The sequence below is a fragment of the Lentzea miocenica genome (assembly GCF_033949945.1).
Taxonomy (GTDB): domain Bacteria; phylum Actinomycetota; class Actinomycetes; order Mycobacteriales; family Pseudonocardiaceae; genus Lentzea; species Lentzea miocenica.
In genome coordinates, this window is record NZ_JAXAVW010000004.1 from 143,901 (window position 1) to 166,099 (window position 22,199).

16 protein-coding genes are annotated in these 22,199 nt (G+C 68.0%); 6 read left to right on the forward strand and 10 right to left on the reverse strand.

The window, feature by feature from the left end; all coding sequences use genetic code 11:
• Positions 1–466: 466 nt before the first annotated feature.
• The 9 genes from SK803_RS06485 to SK803_RS06525 form a co-directional block, all read right to left on the reverse strand.
• Entirely contained in the window at positions 467–1,366 is a 900-nt protein-coding gene (locus SK803_RS06485) for an ROK family protein (protein WP_319964853.1), read from the reverse strand.
• Positions 1,367–1,377: 11 nt separating this feature from the next.
• Positions 1,378–3,546, reverse strand: a complete 2,169-nt coding sequence (locus tag SK803_RS06490) for an NEW3 domain-containing protein (RefSeq protein ID WP_319964854.1) — start codon at positions 3,544–3,546, stop codon at positions 1,378–1,380.
• A 55-nt stretch (positions 3,547–3,601) separates the two neighbouring features.
• Positions 3,602–5,710, reverse strand: a complete 2,109-nt coding sequence (locus SK803_RS06495; protein ID WP_319964855.1) for a hypothetical protein — start codon at positions 5,708–5,710, stop codon at positions 3,602–3,604.
• Between the two features lie 4 nt (positions 5,711–5,714).
• Positions 5,715–6,482, reverse strand: a complete 768-nt coding sequence (locus tag SK803_RS06500) for an amino acid ABC transporter ATP-binding protein (protein ID WP_319964856.1) — start codon at positions 6,480–6,482, stop codon at positions 5,715–5,717.
• Positions 6,479–7,279: an amino acid ABC transporter permease gene (locus tag SK803_RS06505; RefSeq protein ID WP_319964857.1), complete on the reverse strand. Its 801-nt coding sequence runs from the start codon at positions 7,277–7,279 to the stop codon at positions 6,479–6,481. The genes SK803_RS06500 and SK803_RS06505 overlap by 4 nt, the downstream gene beginning before the upstream one ends.
• A gap of 76 nt (positions 7,280–7,355) precedes the next feature.
• Positions 7,356–8,168 carry a basic amino acid ABC transporter substrate-binding protein gene (locus SK803_RS06510; protein WP_319964858.1) on the reverse strand — a complete coding sequence of 271 codons (813 nt, stop codon included), beginning with the start codon at positions 8,166–8,168 and terminating at the stop codon, positions 7,356–7,358.
• A 142-nt stretch (positions 8,169–8,310) separates the two neighbouring features.
• Positions 8,311–10,965, reverse strand: a complete 2,655-nt coding sequence (locus tag SK803_RS06515; RefSeq protein ID WP_319964859.1) for an MGH1-like glycoside hydrolase domain-containing protein — start codon at positions 10,963–10,965, stop codon at positions 8,311–8,313.
• Positions 10,966–11,078: 113 nt separating this feature from the next.
• Positions 11,079–12,737 carry an ATP-binding protein gene (locus SK803_RS06520; RefSeq protein ID WP_319964860.1) on the reverse strand — a complete coding sequence of 553 codons (1,659 nt, stop codon included), beginning with the start codon at positions 12,735–12,737 and terminating at the stop codon, positions 11,079–11,081.
• A gap of 142 nt (positions 12,738–12,879) precedes the next feature.
• Complete coding sequence (locus tag SK803_RS06525; protein WP_319964861.1) at positions 12,880–14,298, reverse strand: M20/M25/M40 family metallo-hydrolase; 1,419 nt, start codon at positions 14,296–14,298, stop codon at positions 12,880–12,882.
• A gap of 355 nt (positions 14,299–14,653) precedes the next feature.
• Between SK803_RS06525 and pdhA the strand changes: the two genes are divergently transcribed.
• The 6 genes from pdhA to SK803_RS06555 all read left to right on the forward strand — a co-directional run bounded on the left by pdhA (position 14,654) and on the right by SK803_RS06555 (position 21,213).
• The gene (gene pdhA, locus SK803_RS06530) at positions 14,654–15,850 is read left to right on the forward strand and encodes a pyruvate dehydrogenase (acetyl-transferring) E1 component subunit alpha (RefSeq protein ID WP_319964862.1); all 1,197 of its coding nucleotides are present in this window, start codon (positions 14,654–14,656) and stop codon (positions 15,848–15,850) included.
• Complete coding sequence (locus SK803_RS06535) at positions 15,850–16,875, forward strand: alpha-ketoacid dehydrogenase subunit beta (RefSeq protein WP_319964863.1); 1,026 nt, start codon at positions 15,850–15,852, stop codon at positions 16,873–16,875. Before pdhA ends, SK803_RS06535 begins: the two co-directional genes overlap by 1 nt.
• Before the next feature lie 14 nt (positions 16,876–16,889).
• The gene (locus SK803_RS06540; protein ID WP_319964864.1) at positions 16,890–18,281 is read left to right on the forward strand and encodes a dihydrolipoamide acetyltransferase family protein; all 1,392 of its coding nucleotides are present in this window, start codon (positions 16,890–16,892) and stop codon (positions 18,279–18,281) included.
• A gap of 71 nt (positions 18,282–18,352) precedes the next feature.
• Positions 18,353–19,852 (forward strand): carboxylesterase/lipase family protein, encoded by a 1,500-nt coding sequence (locus tag SK803_RS06545; protein ID WP_319964865.1) that lies wholly within the window; start codon positions 18,353–18,355, stop codon positions 19,850–19,852.
• A 44-nt stretch (positions 19,853–19,896) separates the two neighbouring features.
• Entirely contained in the window at positions 19,897–20,817 is a 921-nt protein-coding gene (locus SK803_RS06550; protein ID WP_319964866.1) for a helix-turn-helix domain-containing protein, read from the forward strand.
• A gap of 75 nt (positions 20,818–20,892) precedes the next feature.
• Positions 20,893–21,213: a hypothetical protein gene (locus tag SK803_RS06555; protein WP_319964867.1), complete on the forward strand. Its 321-nt coding sequence runs from the start codon at positions 20,893–20,895 to the stop codon at positions 21,211–21,213.
• Between the two features lie 134 nt (positions 21,214–21,347).
• Here the strand turns inward: SK803_RS06555 and SK803_RS06560 are convergent, their stop codons facing one another.
• A complete protein-coding gene (locus tag SK803_RS06560; protein ID WP_319964868.1) occupies positions 21,348–22,079 on the reverse strand; it encodes a thermonuclease family protein in 732 nt (243 codons plus the stop codon).
• Positions 22,080–22,199: the final 120 nt, after the last annotated feature.

The following is a 22,199-nucleotide window of genomic DNA, read 5'->3' on the forward strand; positions in this document are numbered from 1 at the left end:
TTAGGGATTTCGGGGCTCCGCCCCGGACCCCGCCAATCTGATCAAGGACCTTGTCCACGCCACCGGCGGGTTGATGGCACGCCTATTGCTTTGGGCGGAGTTGCGTTGCGTGGGTGGTGCGGTTCGGGTGGGTGGTCCCGTCACAAGCCGGGCCAGAGCGCGCCACACCCGAAGGGGGATGTCAAACGGACGAAAAGCGTGTCCGTTTGACATCCCCCTTCGGGTGCAGCAAGAGCTGAGGCACGACTCGTGACGGGACCACCCACCGGAACCTCCCGATTCAAGCGTTAAAGACGCCTCGGCTTCGCCTTTGGGTCGCCTCGCCTGCGGCATCGGCGTGGGCTCGCCTTCGGCCTCGCGCGATCAACCGCGCCCGATCAACCTCGCCCGATCAACCTCGCGGGAGTGTCAGACCCGCTGAGTACGTTGGGTCGCGGGGGATCCTGTGGCGGAGGGGACGCCTGCGTCAGCGTGCCTGGCGGACCAGGGCCGCCGCGCCCACCAGGCCCGCCTCGCCGCCCAGTTGGGCCGCGCGGACTTCCAGCCCCTCCAGGTAGGACAGCCCGGCGTGGGTCTTCAGGGTGCGGCGGATCGGTTCGAACAGCAGCTCGCCGGCTTGGGCCACGCCGCCGCCGATGACTGCCAGGTCCAGGTCGCACACCGCTGCGGCGCCCGCGATGGCCATGCCTACTGCTTGACCGGCGCGTTCGAAGGCTTCCAGTGGGATTTCGTCGCCGGCCAGGGCGGCTGCGGCCAGTACTGCGGCGTCGGCGTCGTCTGGGGCTTGCCAGCCTGCGCGGCGGGCCCAGGCCACCATTCGTGGGCCGCCTGCGACGGTTTCCACGCAACCGCGTCCGCCGCAGGTGCAGGGGGCGCCGTCGGGTTCTACGACGATGTGGCCGATGTGGCCCGCGTTGCCGGTTCGGCCGCCGAAGGGGCGTCCGTCCAGCACGAGGCCGCCGCCTACGCCGGTTGACACGACCAGGCCCACCATGAAGGTGCTGCCTTGGCCTGCGCCGCGCCAGTGTTCGCCCAGTGCCATGCAGACGCCGTCGCCTGCCAGTTCGACTGGCACGTGTGGGAAGAGTTCGGCTACTGCGGCGCGCAGGGGGAAGGCTTGCCACGAGGGGACGTTGATGGGTGAGACGGTGCCGCGTGCGGTGTCCACGGGGCCTGCCGAGGCGATTCCTACGCCGGTGACGGGGTTGTTCCCGACTACCGAGGACACCACCGTCAGGACGGCGTCCCAGGGGTCGGAGGTCGGCGTGGGCACTCGGGCGGAGCGCACCACGGAGCCGGAAGGGTCTATCAGGGCGGCGGCGATCTTGGTGCCGCCGAAGTCCAGTGCCAGCACCAGATCAGTCACGAGGGGCCATGTTAACCAGCTACTTCGAGGCGGATGGGCGGAGTGGTCCTGATCAGCGGGCCCGCTGATATTCGGACTACGGCCGACCAGCTGCCGGGGGTGGCCCAGGGAGGGGCCGAGAGCGTGAAGTCGAGGGGTGTGTGGCCCTGGGCTGGGAGAACGGCGGCCACGCAGAACGGGCCGATCAGTTCCCAGGAGTCGCGTGGGGAGAGCACTCGGGCTTGGAGGGGGAGATCGCCGTGGGCGCTGGATGCCATGACCACGCGGAGCAGGGCCGACGAGCCGGGAGTTGCTGAGACGGTCGATGGTGAGGAGGCCACCCACAGGACTTCTACGGGGTCTTCGCCGTCCCACTCCGGCACGGTCAGCAGAGCGATGTCGAAGACGTCGAACGGGAGGCCGTGCAGGGTTGCGCGAACTGGGTAGCAGCCGGGGGTTCGCGGTGGCGTCAGGTGCACGTCGGCCGACACGTAGCCGCCGGCCGGGACCGAGACCGGCAGCGAGTCCCAGGAGGCTGACCAGCCGTCGGGGAGCGAGAGTTGGACGACGCCCTCGAAGGCTGGGCCGTCGGACACGGCGACGACTCGCAGCCGGGTTGGGCTGAGCACCTCCAGGAGGAGGTTCGCTGGGAGACCGCCCAACGGTGCGGGCTCGTGCAGCCAGTACCGCGCGAAGACCGGGGTGATGGTCGGGGTGGTGGGGCCCAGGGGTGGTCCGGCCAGTGACAGGCGTGCGGCCACCGAAGGCAGCGTGCCGAAAGCCGGGGTGCGGGTGCCGAGTACGCCTACCAGCGGAGACGGGTCCAGGTGCGGGACCTCGTGCCACAGGGTGAAGGTGGTGGAGCCGACCATCTTCTCGCCGACCTCGCTGTGCCAGACGGTCACCGGGCCGGTCAGCTTCGGAGGCTTCAGGGCCGGGCCGTCGACTGCCACCAGCGAGGCGATCGGGTCGTACGACAGGACGTAGTGAGTGGACGCGATCTCTGTGCCGTAGCCGCGCTTCCAACCGTGGTCGAGGTTGTCGTCGACCAACGCGTAGGTGCGCCAACCAGTAGCCGGCACGTCACGGGCCAGGAAGGTCACGGTCAGTCCGTCGACCAACGTCGGCAACGGTTCGCCGTCGAACTCCACGTGCACGTTCCGGGCGGAAGGCAGGTGCACGTGGACGATGTCGGTGCAAGGAGATGGCAGCGGGTTCCAGACGACGACTGATGAGTCCACAGTGGACGTCAGGGCAGTCAGGGAGCGCGTCACGACGTCGGAGCGCAGGTCGAAGGCCTCGCGGGGGTGCGCGGACGCAGCGCGGGTGAGGGCGGCGGTGGGGAGGGCCGCGCCGGTCAGGCGGGCGGCGTGTGAGGCGAACACGGCGGCAGGTGAGTCGTCGGGAGGGGCGGGCGGCACGGGTACGGAGCCGCGCACGTAGTAGTCGCGGGGCAACGAGCAGACCACTCGTGGCCACGTGTAGCGCGCGCTCCAATCGTGGTGGATCGCGGTTACCCACGGATTGGGCGCGGAACGGGCGGAGCCGACGGGCAGCATCACGTGCGGTGCGGGGGCCGAGGTTCGCAGTTCGAGGAACGAGGCGTAGACGGAACGTTCGGCCTCGCCCAAGGAGGAGGCCTCCAGCGGTGAACCGGAGGGCAGCGACGCCAGCAGCGGTGACACACCGACCACATTGGACTCGGCGCCGACGACCTCTACCCGTCCCTCGGAGATCAGCCGCTGCAGCAGCGAGCGGTGCTGCGGGAACGTGTCCCAGTAAGGCTGCAACAGCTCCACGGAGGTCACGGCGAACCGGTAGGCGGGGTCGGTCAGGGCCAGGTCGAGGTGGGCGCGAAAAGCGGAGAAGGGTGCGTTGCCCGCTACGTGGCCGACCAGGTGCACTGTCCACCCCGGCGAGCCCACGACCAGCGAGAACGTGCAGGACTCCTCGCCGGAAGCAGAGCGCACCACGGCCTGGGCGGGCACCGCGGAGCCAGGCTGGTGCGCGGAGACGTCGACGGCCAGCTCGTAGCCGAACGGGCCGGCGACCAGCGAGCCTCCGTGGCGTGGCGAGTGCAGGTCGGGGCCGGAGACGTGCGCGTGCACCGGTCCCGCCAGCGCGGGCGAGGTCAGCCGCACCACCTGCAGCAGCGCGGTCCGAGGCCCGACGAAGAGCTCGGTGGACTCGGCGGCGATCACCGGACGATCGCACCATCGTTCACCACTGGACGAAATACCCCGATGGTGGCGAGTCCTAGCGTTTGAGCATTCGGGTCAGACCGGCGGCCACGGTCGTCGCCAGGAGCCAGCCCGTCACGATCAGGCCCGACGCGATCCACTGCGACACACCCGGTGTCTGCCAGCGGTTCTTGTTGCCGAAGTCGACGATCGGCACCACCAGGTCGATCGTGTAGAGCCACGCGTTCCACGGCAGGTGGTCGTCGTCGTTGATCTCGATCAGCGGACCCTTGACCTGGAACCAGATGCTGCCGACGACCCAGGCCGCGATCAGCCACCCCAGAGCGCGCGCCGGGCGGTAGCCGTAGCCGACCATCGACCGTTGCAGGAAGCTCCACACCAGCACCAACGGGCCGAAGAACCGCATGCCCTCGGCGACCGCTTTGTAGCGCAGGCGTTGTTTCTCGATCAGCACCGTCGAGGCGTGTTCCTCGTTGCCGGCCGCGGTCAGCATCTCGGCGAACTGGTCGTACGGGCGTGGGTGGTAGCTGCGGCGCATGGCTTGCCGCAGCCAGCGCAGCCGTTGCTGGACCTGGGCGTCGTCGCGCAGGTTGATCGGGAAGGCGAGCGAGTCGTAGCGGAAGTCGTCGAGGTCGATGAAACCCGTGGCGTTCCAGAAGTTCTCGTTGTCGTCCAACGACGTGCAACGTGCCTGGCGCAGCGTCACCAGGCCCTTTGGCGGCGACACGACGTTGAGCATGAGCTCCTGGACCTGCATGCCCATGGCGTTCAACGCGTGGCTGTCGAGCTTGTAGCCGAGCACCGCGCCGTTGAAGTTCGCCATGCGGCCGATCGTCGCGCGCCGGCACCGCACACCGCCGTGCGCGACGAACTCCTTGTCGCCGCGGGCGCAGATGAGGTCGCGGCCGATGGTGGCGCCGCCGATGTCGAGCGACGGCTTCTCGCGCGGCTGGTGGCGGTACTTGCCCGGCTTGATCAGGCGGCTGCCGCGCAGGTCGAGGTTCGCGCCGACGGTGATGCCGCGCAGCTCCAGGCCGCCGGCGATGTTCGACTCGCGCACCACGAAGTTGCTGCCGATCTGCGAACGGTTGGCCAGCACGGCATCCGCGGCCGGATTGTCCACAGTGGCCCGTTCGATGGTGATGCTGCCGCGCACGTGCGTGTCGACCATGCGCAGCTGGCCCTTGATCTTGACGCCTCTGCCGACCACGTCACCGCCGATCTCCGCGCCGTCGACGTGCAGCGCGCGGCCCGAACCGGTCGGGTCGGTGCCGACAGCGGGCGGTGACACCGCGTCCAAAACAGCGTCTGCCAGCGACAACGTGCCGCCGATGCGCGTGTTGACGGCGCGGATGGTGCCCGCGCTGGTGAAACCGCGGTCCAGCTCCAGGTCACCGGAGACGTCCGCGCGGTCCAGGATGAGCGTCACGGACGGGTCGGCGTGCGGGTCAGTGGTCTCGTCGAGGATGTCACCGCGCGAGAGCATCGCGCCGCGCAACGACAGCGCCGAGCTGATCCGGGCGTTGGCCAGGAAAATCACGCCGTGCGAGGTGAACGCGCCGAGGAAGTTGCCGCCGACCTGCATGCCGTTGCCGTTCAACGTGAACCCGTCGGGGTTCTCCAGCACCGCGCTGCCGAGGTTGACGTTGCCGCCGATGCGCGCGCCGGCGAACCGCACCTCGCCCTCGGTGTGGATGCCGAACCCGAGCAGCGCGCCGGCCGCCGTCAGCCGGTCACCGTGGATGCACAGGCCGCCGGGAACGCTGAACCTGCTGTCCCGCAACAGGACCGAGCCCGCGATCTCCGCGTCGGTCAGGTCGGTGAGCCCGGTGACGCGGCAGCCGAGCAACGAGACGTCGTTGCTGCTGCTGAGGTTGCGGGCCTCGAGACCCGGCAGGTCGCAGTCGGTGAACGAGACACCGGCGAGGTTCGCCTGCCGCAGGTCCGGCGCCGCCTCGAACTGGCAGCGCTCGAACTCCAGCACGTACGGCACCTCGACCGCGCGCAGGTCCAGGACGTCGGTGATCACGCGGTCCACCACGCGGATGACGGGTGGGGTGCTCGGCTTGCGCCGCGGCAACCTCCACCCGCCACCACCAGAGTTGTCGTTTTCCCCCAACAGCCCCCGCAGCACGTCCGCCGCGGAGACCTTCCCCCTCGCCACGCGGCTAGACCGGGTCGCTCGGACCGTGGTGCGTCGGGTCGAGCACGCGGGCCAGGAACTCCTGGGTGCGCGGTTCCTGCGGGTTGCCGATCACCTCGGCCGCCGGGCCCTCCTCGACGATGTAGCCGCCGTCCATGAAGATCACCTTGTCGGCGACCTCGCGGGCGAACTGCATCTCGTGCGTCACGACCAGCATCGTCATGCCCTCGTCGGCGAGCTGGCGCATCACGCCCAGCACGTCACCGACGAGCTCCGGGTCGAGCGCCGAGGTCGGCTCGTCGAACAGCATGACCTCGGGGTCCATCGACAGCGCGCGGGCGATCGCCACGCGTTGCTGCTGGCCGCCGGAGAGCTGCGCGGGCATCGAGTGGACCTTGTCGCTCAGCCCGACGCGCTCCAGGTTGTGCAGCGCGATCCGGCGCGACTCCTCCTCGGAGCGCTTGAGCACCTTGCGCTGCGCCACCGTGAGGTTCGCCAGCACGCTGAGATGGGAGAACAGGTTGAAGCTCTGGAAGACCATGCCGATCTTCGTGCGCGCGGAGTCGATGTCGACGTCAGGGTCGGTCAGCTCGACCCCGTTGACGACGATCTTGCCGCCGTTCGGCTCCTCCAACAGGTTCACGCAGCGCAGCAACGTCGACTTGCCGGAACCGGACGGGCCGATGATGCACACCACGTCACCGCGGTTGACCTGCAGGCCGATGCCCTTGAGGACGTCCAGCGGGCCGAAGGACTTCTTCAGCCCGGTGATCTCGACGAACGTCTCGCTCATGCGGACACCTTCTTCCTGCCGCTGGTACCGCGGCGCTCCAGGTACCGCGACAGGTAACCGAGCGGCAGCGTGATGATCAGGTAGCAGAGGCCCGCGATGAGGATCGGCGTCAGGGACGGGCTGCGGCTCAGCGTCTCCCGGCCGAACTTCGTGAGCTCGTACTGCTCGCGGAACAGGCCGAGGATGTAGATGAGCGAGGAGTCCTTGGTGAGCAGGATCAGCTCGTTGGTCAGCGGCGGCAGGATGATCCGGAACGCCTGCGGGATCACGATCGTGATCATGGCGCGGCCCTGCGACATGCCGAGCGAACGGGCGGCCTCGACCTGGCCCTTGGGCACGGCCTGGATGCCGGCGCGGATCGTCTCGGCCATGTAGGCGGCACCGACGCCACCGAGCGCCAGCATGACCGTGGTCAGCGGCGGGAACTGCATCTGGAACGCGATCGGCACGCCGTAGTAGATGCCGATGAACACCAGCAGCGCGGGCACGCCGCGGAAGAACTCGATGTAGACGGTCGCGATCCAGCGGTACGGGGCGACCGACGACAGCTTCATCAGCGCGAGCACGAGGCCCAGCGCGAGTCCGAACGCGAATCCGAGCGCGGTGTAGATGATGGTGTTCTTCAACGCGACGGTGATCACGTTGGGGAACATCGACTTCGCGATGTCGACGTTGAAGAACGCGCCCTTGATCTGGCCCCAGTCGGCCAGGAAGGCGACCAGCAGGGCGATGACGACCAACAAGCCGTATTGCGCGTAGCGGATGTATTCCGCGCGCTTGCGCTTGGACATGGCCATTGCGGCTCCTAGCGAATGTGGTGCGGACAAGCGGCGGGGCCGGCGCGAAGTACCCGCACCGGCCCCCGAGAAGCGACTACTTGGACGTCGGCTTCTTGCCGAACCACTTCTCGTAGATCTTGTCGTACTCGCCGTTCTCCTTGGCCTTCTTCAAGACCTCGTTGACCTTCGTCAGCAGGGCGGTGTTGCCCTTCTTGACGCCGATGCCGTAGGCCTCACCGGTGTCGAACTCGGTGGTGACCTCGGTGTCCGAGAACTCCTTGGCGTAGTCGTAGAGCACGCCGTTGTCGTTGATCACCGCGTCGACCGCGCCGGTGCGGACGGCGGTCTCGGACAGCGGGAGGTCCTCGAACTGGACGACGGTGTAGCCGTTGGCGGCCGCGTTGTCGTTCGCGTACTTCTCACCCGTGGTGTCCTGCTGGACGCCGAGCTTCTTCCCCTTGAGGTCCGCGAGGGACTTGAGGTTCGAGCCCTTCTTGACCAGCAGCGCCTGCGAGGCGTCGAAGTACGGGTCGGAGAAGTCGATCGCCTGCTTGCGTTCGTCGGTGATCGTCATGCCCGCGGCGGCCAGGTCGCACTGGTTCGCGTTGAACGACGTGCCCGAGGTGATCGTCTCGAACGGGGTGTCGAAGATCTGCTGGGTGACACCCAGGTCCTTGGCGATCAGGTCGACGAGGTCGACGTCGAAGCCGACCGTCTTGTCGCCCTCGCTGTACTGGAAGGGCTTGTAGGACAGGTGGGTGCAGGTGACGAGCTTGCCGCTCTGCACCAGAGTGACACCCGAGTTGCCCGCGGGCTGATTCACGGGGGTCGCGCAGCCCGACGCTGCCATCACGGCCAGCCCCACCACGGGGATCATGGCCATCAACTGCCTGGTTCGACGAGCCACTGCGTCACTCCTCGTAACTGTCGCGGACGAGTGAACGGGATCCTGCCATCTCGTGAGCGACCTGCACAGCACGCATGCGTTACAGAAAGTGCGTGTCAACTGTCACCAGGCGTGGAATGGCCAATGTTACGAACCGGGTGGGTTAGCGGGAACGGTCCTGTAATAGCCCAGCCACCAGCGCGGTCCACCCGGTTTGGTGCGTGGCGCCGAGTCCTTCGCCCGTGTCGCCGTCGAAGTACTCACTGAACGTGACGTGCCGACGCCACAGCGGTGACTCCGAGGCCTCGATCCGCTTGCCGTCGGACGGCCGGCGCCCGTCGTGATCAGGCAGGAAGAGCCCGATGAGCCGGTCGGACAGCTCGTCGGCGACCTGACCTGCGGTGACCCAGCGGCCCGAGTGCGTCGGCATCTCGATCTGGAACATGCCGTCGTGGAACGCGCAGACCGTGCGGAGCGCCTCGACCAGCAGGGCGTTGGTGGGCAACCAGACCGGGCCGCGCCAGTTCGAGTTGCCGCCGAACATCGGCGTGTTCGACTCGCCGGGCTCGTAGCCCATCCGGTGGTCCTGGCCGGCGACCTTGACCTCCAGACCCTCCCGGTGGGCGGCGCTGAGGCTGCGGATCCCGTGCGGGGAGAGGAACTCGTGCTCGTCCAGCATCCGGTGCAGCACGCGGCGCAGCTTGTGCTCGTCCAGCAACGACACGAACGCGCCGCGGTCGTAGTGGAACGTGATGAACTGCCGCAGCTCCGGCCGGCGCTTGAGCAGGTGCTCCAACCTGCGCGTGAACCCGTGCAGGTCGCTGAGCACCCACGGTTCGAGGACAGCGCTCGCCAGCAGCGGGATCAGCCCGACCATGGACCGGACGCGCACGGGCTCCGACTCGACGTTGCCGTCCGGGTTGCGGCGCGAGACCCGGTCATAGCAGAAGCCGTCCTCCTCGTGCCAGATGCCGCTGCCCGACGAACCGAACTGCGTGAACGCCTCCGCGATCGACAGGAAGTGCTCGACGAACTTCGTCGCGACGTCCTCATAGGACTCGTCGTCGCGCGCCAGCTCCAGCGCCATCTGCATGAGGTGCAGGCTGTAGGCGGCCATCCACGACGTGGCGTCCGACTGCTCCAGCCGCCACTCGCCCAGCATCGGCTCTGACCTGTTGACCGGCCCGATGTTGTCCATGCCGAGGAATCCGCCCTCGAACAGGTAGCTGCCGCCCGCGTCCTTGCGGTTGACCCACCACGAGAAGTTCAGCAGCAGCTTGTGGAAGACCTTTGCGAGGAACTGGCGATCTCTGCTGCCGTCCGCGCGGTAGACCTGCAACGCCGCCCACGCGTGCACAGGCGGGTTGACGTCGCCGAACTCCCACTCGTAGGCGGGAATCTGGCCGTTCGGGTGCATCATCCACTCGCGGCAGAACAGCAGCAGCTGCTCCTTCGCGAAAGCGGGATCGACCATCGTGAACGGGATGGTGTGGAACGCGAGGTCCCACGCCGCGAACCAGGGGTACTCCCACTCGTCCGGCATGGAGATCACGTCAGCCACGTCGAGGTGCCGCCAGTGCACGTTGCGCGCTTCCTGCGTGCGTCTCGAACTCGGCGCCTCGGGCTTGGTCGGGTCGCCGTCGAGCCAGTCCCGCGTCCGAAACCGGTAGTGCTGCTTGGTCCACATCAACCCGGCGAGCGCGCGTCGCAGCACGTGCTTCTGCTCGGGCTCGGCGTTGGGCGCGATGTCGTCGTGGAACTCGTCGGCCTCGGCCTTGCGGGCCAGCACGGTCTCTTCGAAGCTCGGCCCGAACGGGTCCATGTGCCCGTCGCCGCCGGTCAGCCGGAGGCGGATCGTCACGGTCTCGCCCGGCTCGACGGGGTCGAACGAGTACCAGGCGGCGAACTTCGTGCCGGCCGCACCCGCGTCGTCCGGTCCGACGACCTGACACGTGGACGTGCTGCCGTGCACGACGTAGTTGCAGATGCCGTCCTTGGTCCACGGCGACGGGTTGCGCTCGGCCCCGAAGAGCGACATCTCGTTGCTCTCGTTGTCCGTCATCAGCATCGACGGCGAGTCGTCCAGATGCAGCGTGTACCGGCCGAGATTGCCGTGGTCAGCCGTGACCTTGCGTCCGGTCGTGGTGCTCGCAACGAGCTGACACGGCCGTTGGTCCCGCCCCCACGCCCAGGTGTTGCGGAACCACAGCTGCGGCAGCAGGTGCAGCGGCGCGTCCTCCGGCCCCTGGTTGGTCGCCTGGATCTCGATGCAGATGTCGTCCGTGTCGGCCTTCGCGTAGGTGACCTGCACGTCGAAGAACCGGTTCTCGTCGAGTACGCCGGTGTCGCTGAGTTCGGGCTCGCGGTTCTCCCGCCCTGCGTTACGCGCCATCTCGCGGAGCTGCCCGTACGGGAACTCGCGCTGTGGATAGCGGTAGACCACCTGCATCCAGGAGTGGGTGGGCGTCCCGTCGGTCACCCACCAGTGCTCCTTGACGTCCTCACCGTGGTTGCCCTCGTCGTTGGTGAGGCCGAAGTACCGCTCCTTGAGGATCGGGTCGTTGCCGTTCCACAGGGCGATGGCGAAGTTCAGGAAGCCGTGGACGTCGCAGATCCCCGCGATGCCGTCCTCGCCCCACCGGTAAGCGCGCGCACGGGCGTGGTCGAACGGGAACGACGCCCACGCGTCACCCTCGGGCGAGTAGTCCTCGCGAACCGTGCCCCACTGGCGACCCGACAGGTACGGCCCCCACCGTCGCCACGGCGAAGTCGGGTTCTCCGACTCCGCGAGACGCGCCCGTTCCGTTTGTTCGCCCATCGCTCCAGTGTGCGACACCTGTTCGCATGCCTGGTCGGGCCCACGTCTTGTCTGAGTTAATCCTCACTAAAAGACGGCTGGACTGGCGGCCGAGTGTGACCTGAACGGCGTACTCACCGAGTGTCTGTCCACAGGTACCTGCGTTTCGGGCTTCTCGGGGTTCCCTCGACGCGCACCAGCCCTTTGTTGATCAGGTCTTCGAGGCGGGCGAGCACGGTGGGACGGGAGTATCCGGTCGCCGTGATCAGCTCACTCGCCCGCGCCGCTTTGAGTTCGCGCAGAGCGTCCGCAACGAGGTCTGCTGACGTGGGCTCCTCGACCTCCGAGAAGAGCGACGGTTGCTCCGGAGCCTGGACCGGGGTGTTGAGCGAGTAGGTGGCGTAACGGCGCCCGCCAGTTCGGACGGCCAGCCCCCAGACGACGAGGTCCCGCAGCACGGTCGTCGCGGTTGCCGGACTCGCGCCGAACTCTCGCAACGTCGCGTTGCCGATGGACTGGCCGTGGAACATCGTGGCAAGCGCCAGCTCGTGCAGCTGGCCAAGTCCCGGCTCCCGCAAGGTGTTGAGCCAGTGACGAGTGGCGGAGTCGAGCAGCTCCGACCTGTTGAACTCCACCTCGAAGCGGCTGGCGAAGTTCCTGAAGACCGGTCGGGTCATTCCGGACAGCCGGAGTTCCTTGATCATGGCAGGCACGCCGGAAGCCTTGTTCTCCGCGACCAGCCGGTCGCTGCCGGGCAGATACGTGTCGGACAGCATCGCTGCCAGGAACGAGTTGCGGGACGACGTCACGCCCTCTGTTCCCAGGTCCTCGACGACCACTGGACCGAACAAGCCCCCAGGACTGCGCACGAGCAAACGATCGGGGTGCAGTTCGACCTGGACCTGTGTCCCTCTGGTCACCGGGCTGTAGTCGCGGTGCAGTACCGCGTTCACGACTGCCTCACGCACAGCCTCGAGCGGATAGTCGAGTCGTTCGTGACGACCAGCCGCGCTGACGTAGCTTCTCACCCGCATATGACGGCGCAGTACCGCGATCGTCTCTGAGACGAGCTCCGGAATCGGGCCGCGGATGACCGGGTTGTCCACGAACCTGGGCCCCGTCTGTTCTCCGCTGTACACCACGACCGACATCGTGAGCTGTGGGAAGTACTGCTGGGGGTAAACGCCGAACGTGAGCAGGCCGCCCAGGGAAGGCACCAGGTTGCTGTGCTCATCGCGCACCAGAACGTGCAACCGCTCCAGCGCGGTGCTTTCGTCGACATCCCGAAAAGCTCTGGATGTCTGGCGCACTCGCTCGAGCGTGCGAGCCAGCGCTGCTCGGTCGAGGTCTGCGACAGCGGCCTGAGGAACGGGTTCGAGGTCGTAGCGCGGCTGGCCGCGGTTGGCGATCGCGAGTCCGATCTCCGCCTGGGTCATCCGCCGGTCTCCATCGCCGACGCGGACGTACGACCCGTTCGCGATGCCGCGGCTTTCGACGTAGCAAGGGCGTTGGTCGGAGGTCACCGGATCGACCTCGGCGACTACGAGTGCTTGCCCCTCGATCTCGATGACATCGGTGGAGATGCGAAGCGGGGGTTCGAGGCAGCTGCTCGCGGCTGATGCGAGATCGTCGCGCAACTTGGCGGGATTGTTCAGCGCGACCGGAGCGAAACCGCTCTGCTCGTCCAGCCCGAGCAGCAACAAGCCTCCGTTGGTGTTGGCGAAGGCGGACAGCGTTTCCGCGATGCTCTTGGGCAGCCCGCCCTGTGCGGATTTCACTTCGACATCGCTCACCTCGCCTCCGACTTTCCGAAGGCGGTCGATCAGGGAGGCGAGGTTGGATGTGTCCACGGTCCTACTCTCAAGCCGAACTCTCAACCAACTTCAGAGTACTTGAGAGTTCGGCTTGAGAGTAGTTGAGAGTAGCGGTGTGTCGTCAGTTCTGTCGCGACTGCGCGTCCAGCACCAGAGCCACGGCCTCTGTGACCCGAGTGGCGTGCGCCACGTGCAGCCACTCGTCCGGCACGTGGCAGTTCGAGTCCGGCCCAACAGCACCGGTGACCAGGAACTGCGCCTCCGGGTACGCCTCGTGCAGCAGCCCCATGAACGGGATCGAGCCACCCAGCGACACGGTCCGCCACGGCGAGCCGAAGATTTCCTTGCCCGCCTCGTCCAGCGTCGCGGACAACCACGGCGCCAGCTCGGGCGCGTTCCAGCCGTCGGCGAACTCGACGCGCGAGAGCTCCACCGTCGCGCCATAGGGCACGTCGGTGGTCAACCGCTGCTTGACCGCCTCCAGGGCCGCGGCCGCGTCGGCCGTGGGCGGCAGGCGGAAGGACAGGACCAGCGTCGTGAACGGCCGCAGCACGTTGCCCGCGTCGTCCGGCAGCGGCAGGCCCTCGGCGCCGGTGACGGACAGGGTCGGGCGCCAGCCGGAGTTCAGGGCCAGTTCCACCTCGTCTGAGGACACCGGCTGCAGGTCGCCGACGCGCGGCACCGCGCCCCACAGTGCGCCCGGCGCGGCCTCGACGGCCTCGCGGACCTCGGCCAGGCGGTGTGCCGGGATCTCGACGTGCATCTCGGGGACCAGGACTTCGCCGGTCGACGCGTTCTCCAGGCGGTCCAGCAACACGCGCGCGATTCGGAAGGATGACGGCACGATGCCCGACGCCATGCCGGAGTGCAGCCCGCCCTCCAGCACCCGGACGGTGGCCGTGACCTGCACCAGGCCGCGCAGCGACGTCGTCAGCCACATGCGGTCGTAGTCGGAGCCGCCCGAGTCCAGGCAGACGACCAGTGACACCTGGCCCAACTGTGAGGACAGGTGCTCCAGGTAGGCGGGCAGATCGGGCGAACCCGACTCTTCGCCGGTCTCCAGCAGCACGACGCAGCGGGAGTGCGAACCGCCGGCCGCGCGCACGGCCTCGATCGCGGCGATTGCGGCATATCCGGAGTAACCGTCATCGGCCGCGCCACGGCCGTAGAGACGTCCGTCACGCAGCACCGGGGTCCACGGACCCAGTCCTTCGCTCCAGCCACCCACCGGTGGTTGCTTGTCCAGGTGTCCGTAGAGCAACACCGTGTCGTCGCCTGAGTTACCGAACGCGGGCACGTCGACCACGAGAAGCGGCGTGCGTCCCGCCAGTTGGACGACTTCGAGCGTCACATCGGGCAGCTCGCGGGACGTGATCCAGGTGCGCACGTGCTCGATCGCGGCGGCCAGTTCGCCGTGTTCTTCCCAGTCGGGATCGAACGCGGGCGAGATCGCCGGCACGGCGACGAGCTGAGACAGGCTCGGGACGATGTCGTCGTCCCAAAGCGTCCTGACGGTGCTGGTCACAACTGAGCGGTCCACCTCTCGATCCTGTCACGACTCCGCCTCTGCTCGCGTCCTTAGGCTCTTCCCTGGAGGCCCGCAGCTAAGTTAACGATCGGTAACCGGGACAGCGGCGTTCGGTAATCGGACGGCCTAGTCGGAGGGCAAAAGGTCGAACTTCCGACTGTTGTCCCTGATCAGAACGTTGACTCGTGTGTTACGAAGTGGGACGGGTCTCACCAACTCGGGTGAGGCCGTGTCAGGATGTGGTCGTAAGCCACCGTCACCGTCGACGGCTGCCTCCGGCCCCACAGGGTTGGCGGCGACCGCCGACGTCGCCGCACGAGATCGTCACGAGCGATCAGGCGGTCGGAGAAGACAGAGGAGAAGGCGCATGTCGTCCCCTGAGCAATGGACGCACCCTGAGCCGGACGCAGCGCCGGCCGCCACTGCCGCAAAACCGACAGCGGAACAGGTGATCGCAGGCTTGCGAGCGACAGACGAGGGCGGCGCCGACCTGGTGCAGCTCCTCACCCCCGAGGGTGAGCGAGTGACGCACCCCGACTTCGACATCGACATCTCGCCGGAGGAGCTGCGCGGTCTGTACCGCGACATGGTCCTGATCCGCCGGGTCGACCGCGAGGCGAACGCGTTGCAGCGCAAGGGTCAGCTCGGCATCTGGGTGCCGCTGCTCGGCCAGGAGGCGGCGCAGATCGGCGCCGGCCGCGCGATGCGTGAGACCGACATGGCCTTCCCGAGCTACCGCGAGCACGGCATCGCGTGGACCCGCGGGATCAACCCGACGGAGCTGCTGGGCATCTTCCGCGGCACCGATCAGGGCACGTGGGACCCGATGGAGAAGCGGTTCCACCCCTACACGATCGTCATCGGCAACCAGGTCCTCAACGCGGCCGGGTACGCGATGGGCCAGAAGTTCGACGGCAAGGTCGGCGACGACGAGGGAGAAGCCACCATGTGCTTCTTCGGCGACGGCGCGACCTCGCAGGGCGACGTGCACGAGGGCTTCGTGTGGGCGGCTGTCTACGACGCGCCGCTCGTGTTCTTCTGCCAGAACAACCAGTGGGCGATCTCCGAGCCGACCGAACGCCAGTCGCGCCTGCCGCTGTACCAGCGCGCTCGCGGCTACGGCTTCCCCGGCATCCGCGTCGACGGCAACGACGTCCTCGCGACGCTGGCCGTGACGAAGTGGGCGCTCGACGAGTGCCGCCACGGCAACGGCCCGATCCTGATCGAGGCGTTCACCTACCGGATGGACGCGCACACCACCTCCGACGACCCGACGCGCTACCGGCTGTCGGACGAGCTGGAGATGTGGAAGCTCAAGGACCCGATCGAGCGGGTCAAGGTCTACCTGGTCCGCCAGCAGTGGGCCGATCACGACTTCTTCGACAGCGTCGAGGCGGACGCCGACAAGCTGGGCGAGGAGCTGCGGGAGTTCTGCACGAACATGCCCGATCCGCCCGCGGAACGGATCTTCAGCAACGTGTACGCGGAGGGGAACCCCAACCTCGACGCGCAGCGCGACGAATTCCTCGACTACGTCTCGGGTTTTGCTGGAGGTGAGCACTGATGGCTGCTCCGACGATGGATCGTTCGACCGCCGCCGCACCGGCGACCCCGGTGCAGACGCTCACGATCTCGAAGGCGCTCAACATGGGCCTGCGGGCGGCCATGGAGGCCAACCCCAAGGTCATCATGATGGGCGAGGACATCGGCAAGCTCGGTGGTGTCTTCCGAATTACCGACGGCCTGCAGAAGGACTTCGGTGAGCAGCGCGTGCTCGACACGCCGCTCGCGGAGTCCGGCATCATCGGCACAGCCGTGGGCCTCGCGATCCGCGGCTACCGCCCGGTGTGCGAGATCCAGTTCGACGGTTTCATCTTCCCCGGCTTCGACCAGATCGTGTCGCAGGTCGCGAAGCTGCACTACCGCACGCAGGGCAAGATCAAGATGCCCATCGTGATCCGCGTGCCGTTCGGTGGCGGCATCGGTGCCGTCGAGCACCACTCGGAGTCGCCCGAGTCGTACTTCGCGCACACCGCCGGCCTCAAGGTCGTCTCGTGCTCGAACCCGGCCGACGCGTACTGGATGATCCAGCAGGCGATCGACTGCGACGACCCGGTGCTGTTCTTCGAGCCCAAGCGCCGTTACTACGAAAAGGGCGAGGTCGACACGACCGCGCAGCCCGGCCCGCTGTTCGCCTCGCGCGTGCTGCGTCCGGGTACTGACGCGACGTTGGTGGCCTACGGCCCGATGGTCCGCACCTCTCTCGACGCCGCCAACGCGGCCGCCGAGGACGGGACTTCGCTGGAGGTCATCGACCTCCGCACGTTGTCGCCGCTGGACCTCGCGCCGGTGTTCGAGTCGGTGCGCCGCACCGGCCGTCTGGTCGTCGTGTCCGAGGCGCCGTCCGAGTCCTCGATCGCCAGCGAGATTGCAGCCAAGGTCCAGCAGGAGTGCTTCTACTCGTTGCAGGCGCCGGTGCTGCGGGTGACCGGTTTCGACACCCCGTACCCGCCCTCGAAGCTCGAGGAGGAGTTCCTCCCCGACCTCGACCGGGTGCTGCACGCCGTCGACCGCTCTCTCGCCTGGTAAGGGGAACACCGGAAATGCCGCAGTACAAGCAATTCCCCCTGCCGGACACGGCTGAGGGGCTGACCGAGGCCGAGATCCTCACCTGGCACGTGAAGCCGGGTGACACCGTCACGGTCAACCAGATCATCGTCGAGATCGAGACCGCCAAGGCGGCCGTCGAACTGCCGTGCCCGTGGGCAGGCGTCGTGACCGAGCTGCTCGCGGAGCCCGGCCAGACCGTCGAGGTCGGCGTCCCGATCATCACGATCGACACCGACCCCGGTGGCGCGGCCGCACCCGTCGCCCAGGCCCCGGCTGCTGCCGAGGCCAACGGCACCTCGTCCGGCAAGATCGGCGAGGAGATGCCGGGCGGGCGCATCGCGACGCTCGTCGGCTACGGCCCGAAGTCCGGTGTGGCCAAGCGTCGCGCGCGCAAGGACGGCCCGGCCCCGGTGGCCGCTCCGGCCGCTGCCGTCGTGGCGCCGCCCGCACCCGCACCTGCTCCCGCTCCGGTCGCGGCGCCCGTCGCCGCCCCGGCTCCGGTGCAGACACCCGGCGGGTACGTGCCGCTGGCCAAGCCGCCGGTCCGCAAGCTGGCCAAGGACCTCGGCGTCGACCTGTACGCGCTGACGGGCTCCGGCCCGAACGGCGTCATCACCCGCGAGGACGTCGAAAACGCTGGAACGGCACCCGTTGCCGCTCCGGCCCAGTCCTTTGTGGACAACGGCTCGCGCGAACGCCGGGTGCCGATCAAGGGCGTCCGCAAGGCGACCGCGCAGGCGATGGTGGACAGCGCCTTCACGGCCCCGCACGTCACCGAGTTCCTGACGGTCGACGTGACGCCGATGATGGACCTGCGCGCCCGCCTGAAGAACCACCCGGAGTTCCGCGGCGTGAAGCTGACGCCCCTGGCGTTCTGCGCCAAGGCGATCATCCTCGCCGCCCGGCGCACGCCGGACGTGAACGCGACGTGGGACGCGGCGGCGAACGAGATCGTCTACAAGGACTACGTCCACCTGGGCATCGCGGCCGCCACGCCGCGCGGCCTGGTGGTGCCCAAGGTCCGCGACGCGGACCAGATGTCCTTGAAGGAACTCGCGGTCGCACTGGACGAGCTCGCCACCGTCGCCAGGGACGGCAAGACCTCCCCTGCCGACATGATGAACGGCACCATCACGATCACCAACGTCGGCGTCTTCGGCGTCGACACCGGCACGCCGATCCTCAACCCCGGCGAGTCCGCGATCCTCGCCCTGGGCGCGATCCGCGACATGCCGTGGGTGGTCGACGGCGAGATCAAGATCCGCAAGATCTGCCAGCTCGCGCTGTCGTTCGACCACCGCGTGGTCGACGGCCAGCAGGGCTCGCAGTTCCTGGCCGACGTCGGCGCGCTGCTGGCCGACCCCGGCTTCGCGATGACCTACTGAGGTAGTTCGGCAGCTCGGTATGTGACGGCCCGCGGATGTCGATCCGCGGGCCGTCCGTTCGACGCCTGTGCATGAACAAGCGACTGTCTTTGTTGATCGCCGCGGCTCTGCTGGCGGGACCGGCCGGTGTGGCGCAGGCTTCGGAACCTGGTCTGGTGCGGACCGATGCCGGCCCGGTGCGCGGCACGGTTCTCGCCGATCACCAGCTCTACCAGGGAATTCCGTACGCGGCGGCGCCGGTGGGCGAGCTGCGGTGGCGTTCACCGCTGCCGGTCACGCCCTGGACGACACCCCGTGCTGCCACCCAGCCCGGCCCGGCCTGTGCCCAGGCTGCCGGCGCCGGGTCGCCGAGCAGCACCGAGGACTGCCTGTACCTCAACGTCACCACGCCTTCCACGCGTGGCCGCAAGCCGGTCATGGTCTATCTCCACGGTGGCGGCAACAGCTACCTGTCCGGCGCAGGGTTCGGCACGGGTCGCCTGGCCGTGCAGGGTGACGTGGTCGTCGTGACGATCAACTTCCGTCTCGGTTTCTTCGGCTTCTTCGGACACCCGGACCTGCCGGACTCGGGTGCGTACGGCGTCGAGGACCAGCAGGCGGCGCTGAAGTGGGTGCAGCGCAACGCTTCCGCGTTCGGTGGCGACCCGCACAACGTCACGGTTTTCGGTGAGTCCGGCGGTGCGTTCGACGTGTGCGCGCACGTGACGTCGCCGAGGTCGCGTGGCCTGTTCCAGAGGGCCATCGCGCAGAGCGGCGGTTGTTCGACGACATGGGGTGCCAACGGCGTGATCCACGGCAAGCCGGCCGGTGCCCCTTGGGTCACGAAGGACGCGGCTGCGGCAGACGCCGTGGCCATCTCGACTCAGCTCGGCTGCTCGGACGTGGCGTGCCTGCGAACGTTACCTCCCACGGCTTTCACCGCCATCGACCGCGGCGCCACCCCGGTGGTGATCGGCAACAGCGTGCTGCCGGTGCACCCTGCCGACGCGTTGCGGACCGGTCGCTTCAACCGCGTGCCGGTGATCTGGGGCAACACCCGTGACGAGGGCAGGCTGACGTCCGCGACCGTGCCCGAACCGTTCGACTACCAGGGTTTGCTGGTGCAGGGCTTCGGTGGGGAGAAGGCTGCCAAGATCGCTGCCGAGTACCCGGCGGGCGAGTCCGCACGTGTTGCCTACGGCGCTGTGCTCACCGATGGCGTGTGGGCGTGCCATCAGCTCGCCGATGACCGGCTGCTCTCGCGCTACACGCCGACGTACGGCTACGAGTTCGCCGACCGCACCGCGCCGCTCGGGTGGTTCAAGGACCTCTTCCCCGCCGGCTTCCCGGCCGGCGCCGCGCACTCGTTCGAGCTCGCCTACTTCTTCGACATCCCGACGTTCGACCTCGACCCGGCCCAGCAGCGGCTCGCGGCGACCATGATCCGCGACTGGACCACGTTCGCGCGTACCGGCCGGCCCGGTTGGTCGCGGTTCTCGGCGGGCAACGTCCAGGAGTACTCCCTTGAGCGCGTTGGTCAGGTCAACGCTCTGACCAGGCACAACTGCTCGTTCTGGAACTCGATCGGTTAATGCGGTTTGACTCTCCAGTCACTGGAGGGTTCAGAGTTGTCCCCGTGACGCGCTACCAGATCGGCGAGCTGGCCAGGATGACCGGCCTCACCGTCAGGACGATCCGGTTCTACTCCGACCAGGGCCTCATCCCGCCCACAGCGAGAACGGTCGGCGGCTATCGGACGTACGACGGTGAGGCGGTCGCCAAGCTCAAGCTCGTCCGCACCCTTCGTGACCTGGGTGTGGATCTGCCGACCGCCGGACGGGTGCTTGCCCGCGAGGTGACGGTGACCGACGTGGCGCGCGCCCATGCGGATGCGATCGACGCGCAGATGCGGACGTTGCGGCTGCGCCGTGCCGTCCTGCGCGCCGTCGCCAAGGGAGGGGAGATGGAACTGATGAACGAGTTGGCACGGATGTCGGACGAGGAGCGCCAGCGGATCCTCGACGACTTCTTCGAGGAGGTGTTCGGGCCGTACGAGCTGGATCCCCAGTTCGAGCAGCACATGCGGTCCGTGCGCATCGAGCTGCCGGACGACCCGTCGACCGAACAGCTGGAGGCGTGGGTCGAGCTCGCGAAGCTCGTGCAGGACCCGGACTTCCGCGCGGCGGTCAAGCGAATGTCCCAGCAGCACGAGGAACAGCGCCGAGACGGTGCGGACATGAGCCCGCCGTCGGGTGACCAGATGGAGGCGTTCAACTTCGCGATCGCCCAGGCCCGTGCGGCTCTCGACGCCGGTGTCGCGCCGGAGTCGGAGGCTGCTCGCGAGGTCGTGGACCGCGTGAACGCCAACTGGGCGCAGGCGCTGAACCTGCCGAACGACGAACGTCTCGTCGAGCGGCTGCGTGAACTCTCCGACTTCGCGGACCCGCGTGCCGAGCGGTACTGGGTGCTGATCGCGAAGATCAACGGCTGGCCCGCCATGCCGGACCACTCGGCCGAGCGCGCCTGGCTGCGCGAGGCAGGTCAGCCGTTCGGCTAGATCCACCACCACCGCACGGGAACCGGCTGGGCGCCCAGCTCGTTCCTGTAGCAACGAAGGGGGATCGTCATGTCGATGTTGTTCGAAATTCTCGGGGGAACCCTCGCTGAGGCCTTCGGGCCCGGCGGAGACGACCACTCACGCGGCGACGGCGACGTCTTCCTGGACGGTGAGTGGCACGAGGGGGAGCTGTTCTTCGGCCCCACGAAGATCATCTGGGATGAGCGGATCGTCTTCAGCGACGACGAGGGCAGGGTCGAGCAGATCATCGACCAGGACCCGCCGCACCCGAACTTCGTGGTGCTGCACTTCCGCCGCCCGTCCGACGTGGTGCTGCTCGCCGTGCACCGCCGCGAGCTCAAGCGCGTGGGCGCGATCCTTCAGCTGCCGACCTGATCGCGGTCAACACGACCCCACCGGACGCGAGGCCCATCGGCAGGACATGTCCAACCAGGACGTTTACCGCCGCATAACCGCGAACCGGGATGTTGTGAACGGCCCGCCGGCGCCGGGGGTACGGCGGGCCAGCACTACTTCAGGCCCTTCACGACGTTCCGCAACTCGGCTTCCTTGCGGTACAACGTCGGCACCACCTTGGTGACCTTCGCCAGCAACACCGTCTGGTCCACCGGCGCCACCGCGTCCCACGTCAACCCGCCGGGCTTGGCCAGCTGATCCACCAGCCCGATCGCGGTTTTGGCCGTGTCCGCGGCCACCGTCAACTGAGTCTTGGTGGCTTTGAGGGGTTGTGCCTCAACGGCAGCCGCAGCCTCCGTGATCGCCCGCACCTGCCCAGGCAACGTGCACGGCACCTCAGGCGAATGCAGCCCCTTCTGCTTCTCGGCCGCCTCGGCGTTCGCCTGCTTCGCCTTGTCCAGGAAGCGAATCCCGTTGACCGTCGGCACCGCCAGCCCGTCGGCGATCAGCTCGGCGTTGACCAGCCTTCCGTCCTGTGTGGACACCGCGGCGAACGGCCCGTCCCTCACCACGGTGACCAGAGCCCCGTCCGGCAGCAACTCGCTCAGCCGTTTCGCGGACTCCGCGTGCAGACACTCGCCCGCAGCAGGAGCGGCAACGTTCACCAGCTTGATCCGGGTGACGCGATCACCCTCGCGCACCTCGACGGTCTCCGCGTCGACCACGCGCACGACCTGGCTCACCACAACCGGTTCGGGGCGGTCCGCGACCGTCACGACGTAGGCACTGCTCGCGGCACCGGTCAGGACCGCGGCAGCCATCACGAACACATTCGGGAGCATCACGATTCCCCCTCACGCCGATCTACTGGTCTGATCGGAGCAGTGGGATTCCGTGTTACTCCTTGCGTTCGCCGATTTACCGTCGGCTAACCAACGCGACCTGGATTCACGTCCGTGCTGGCG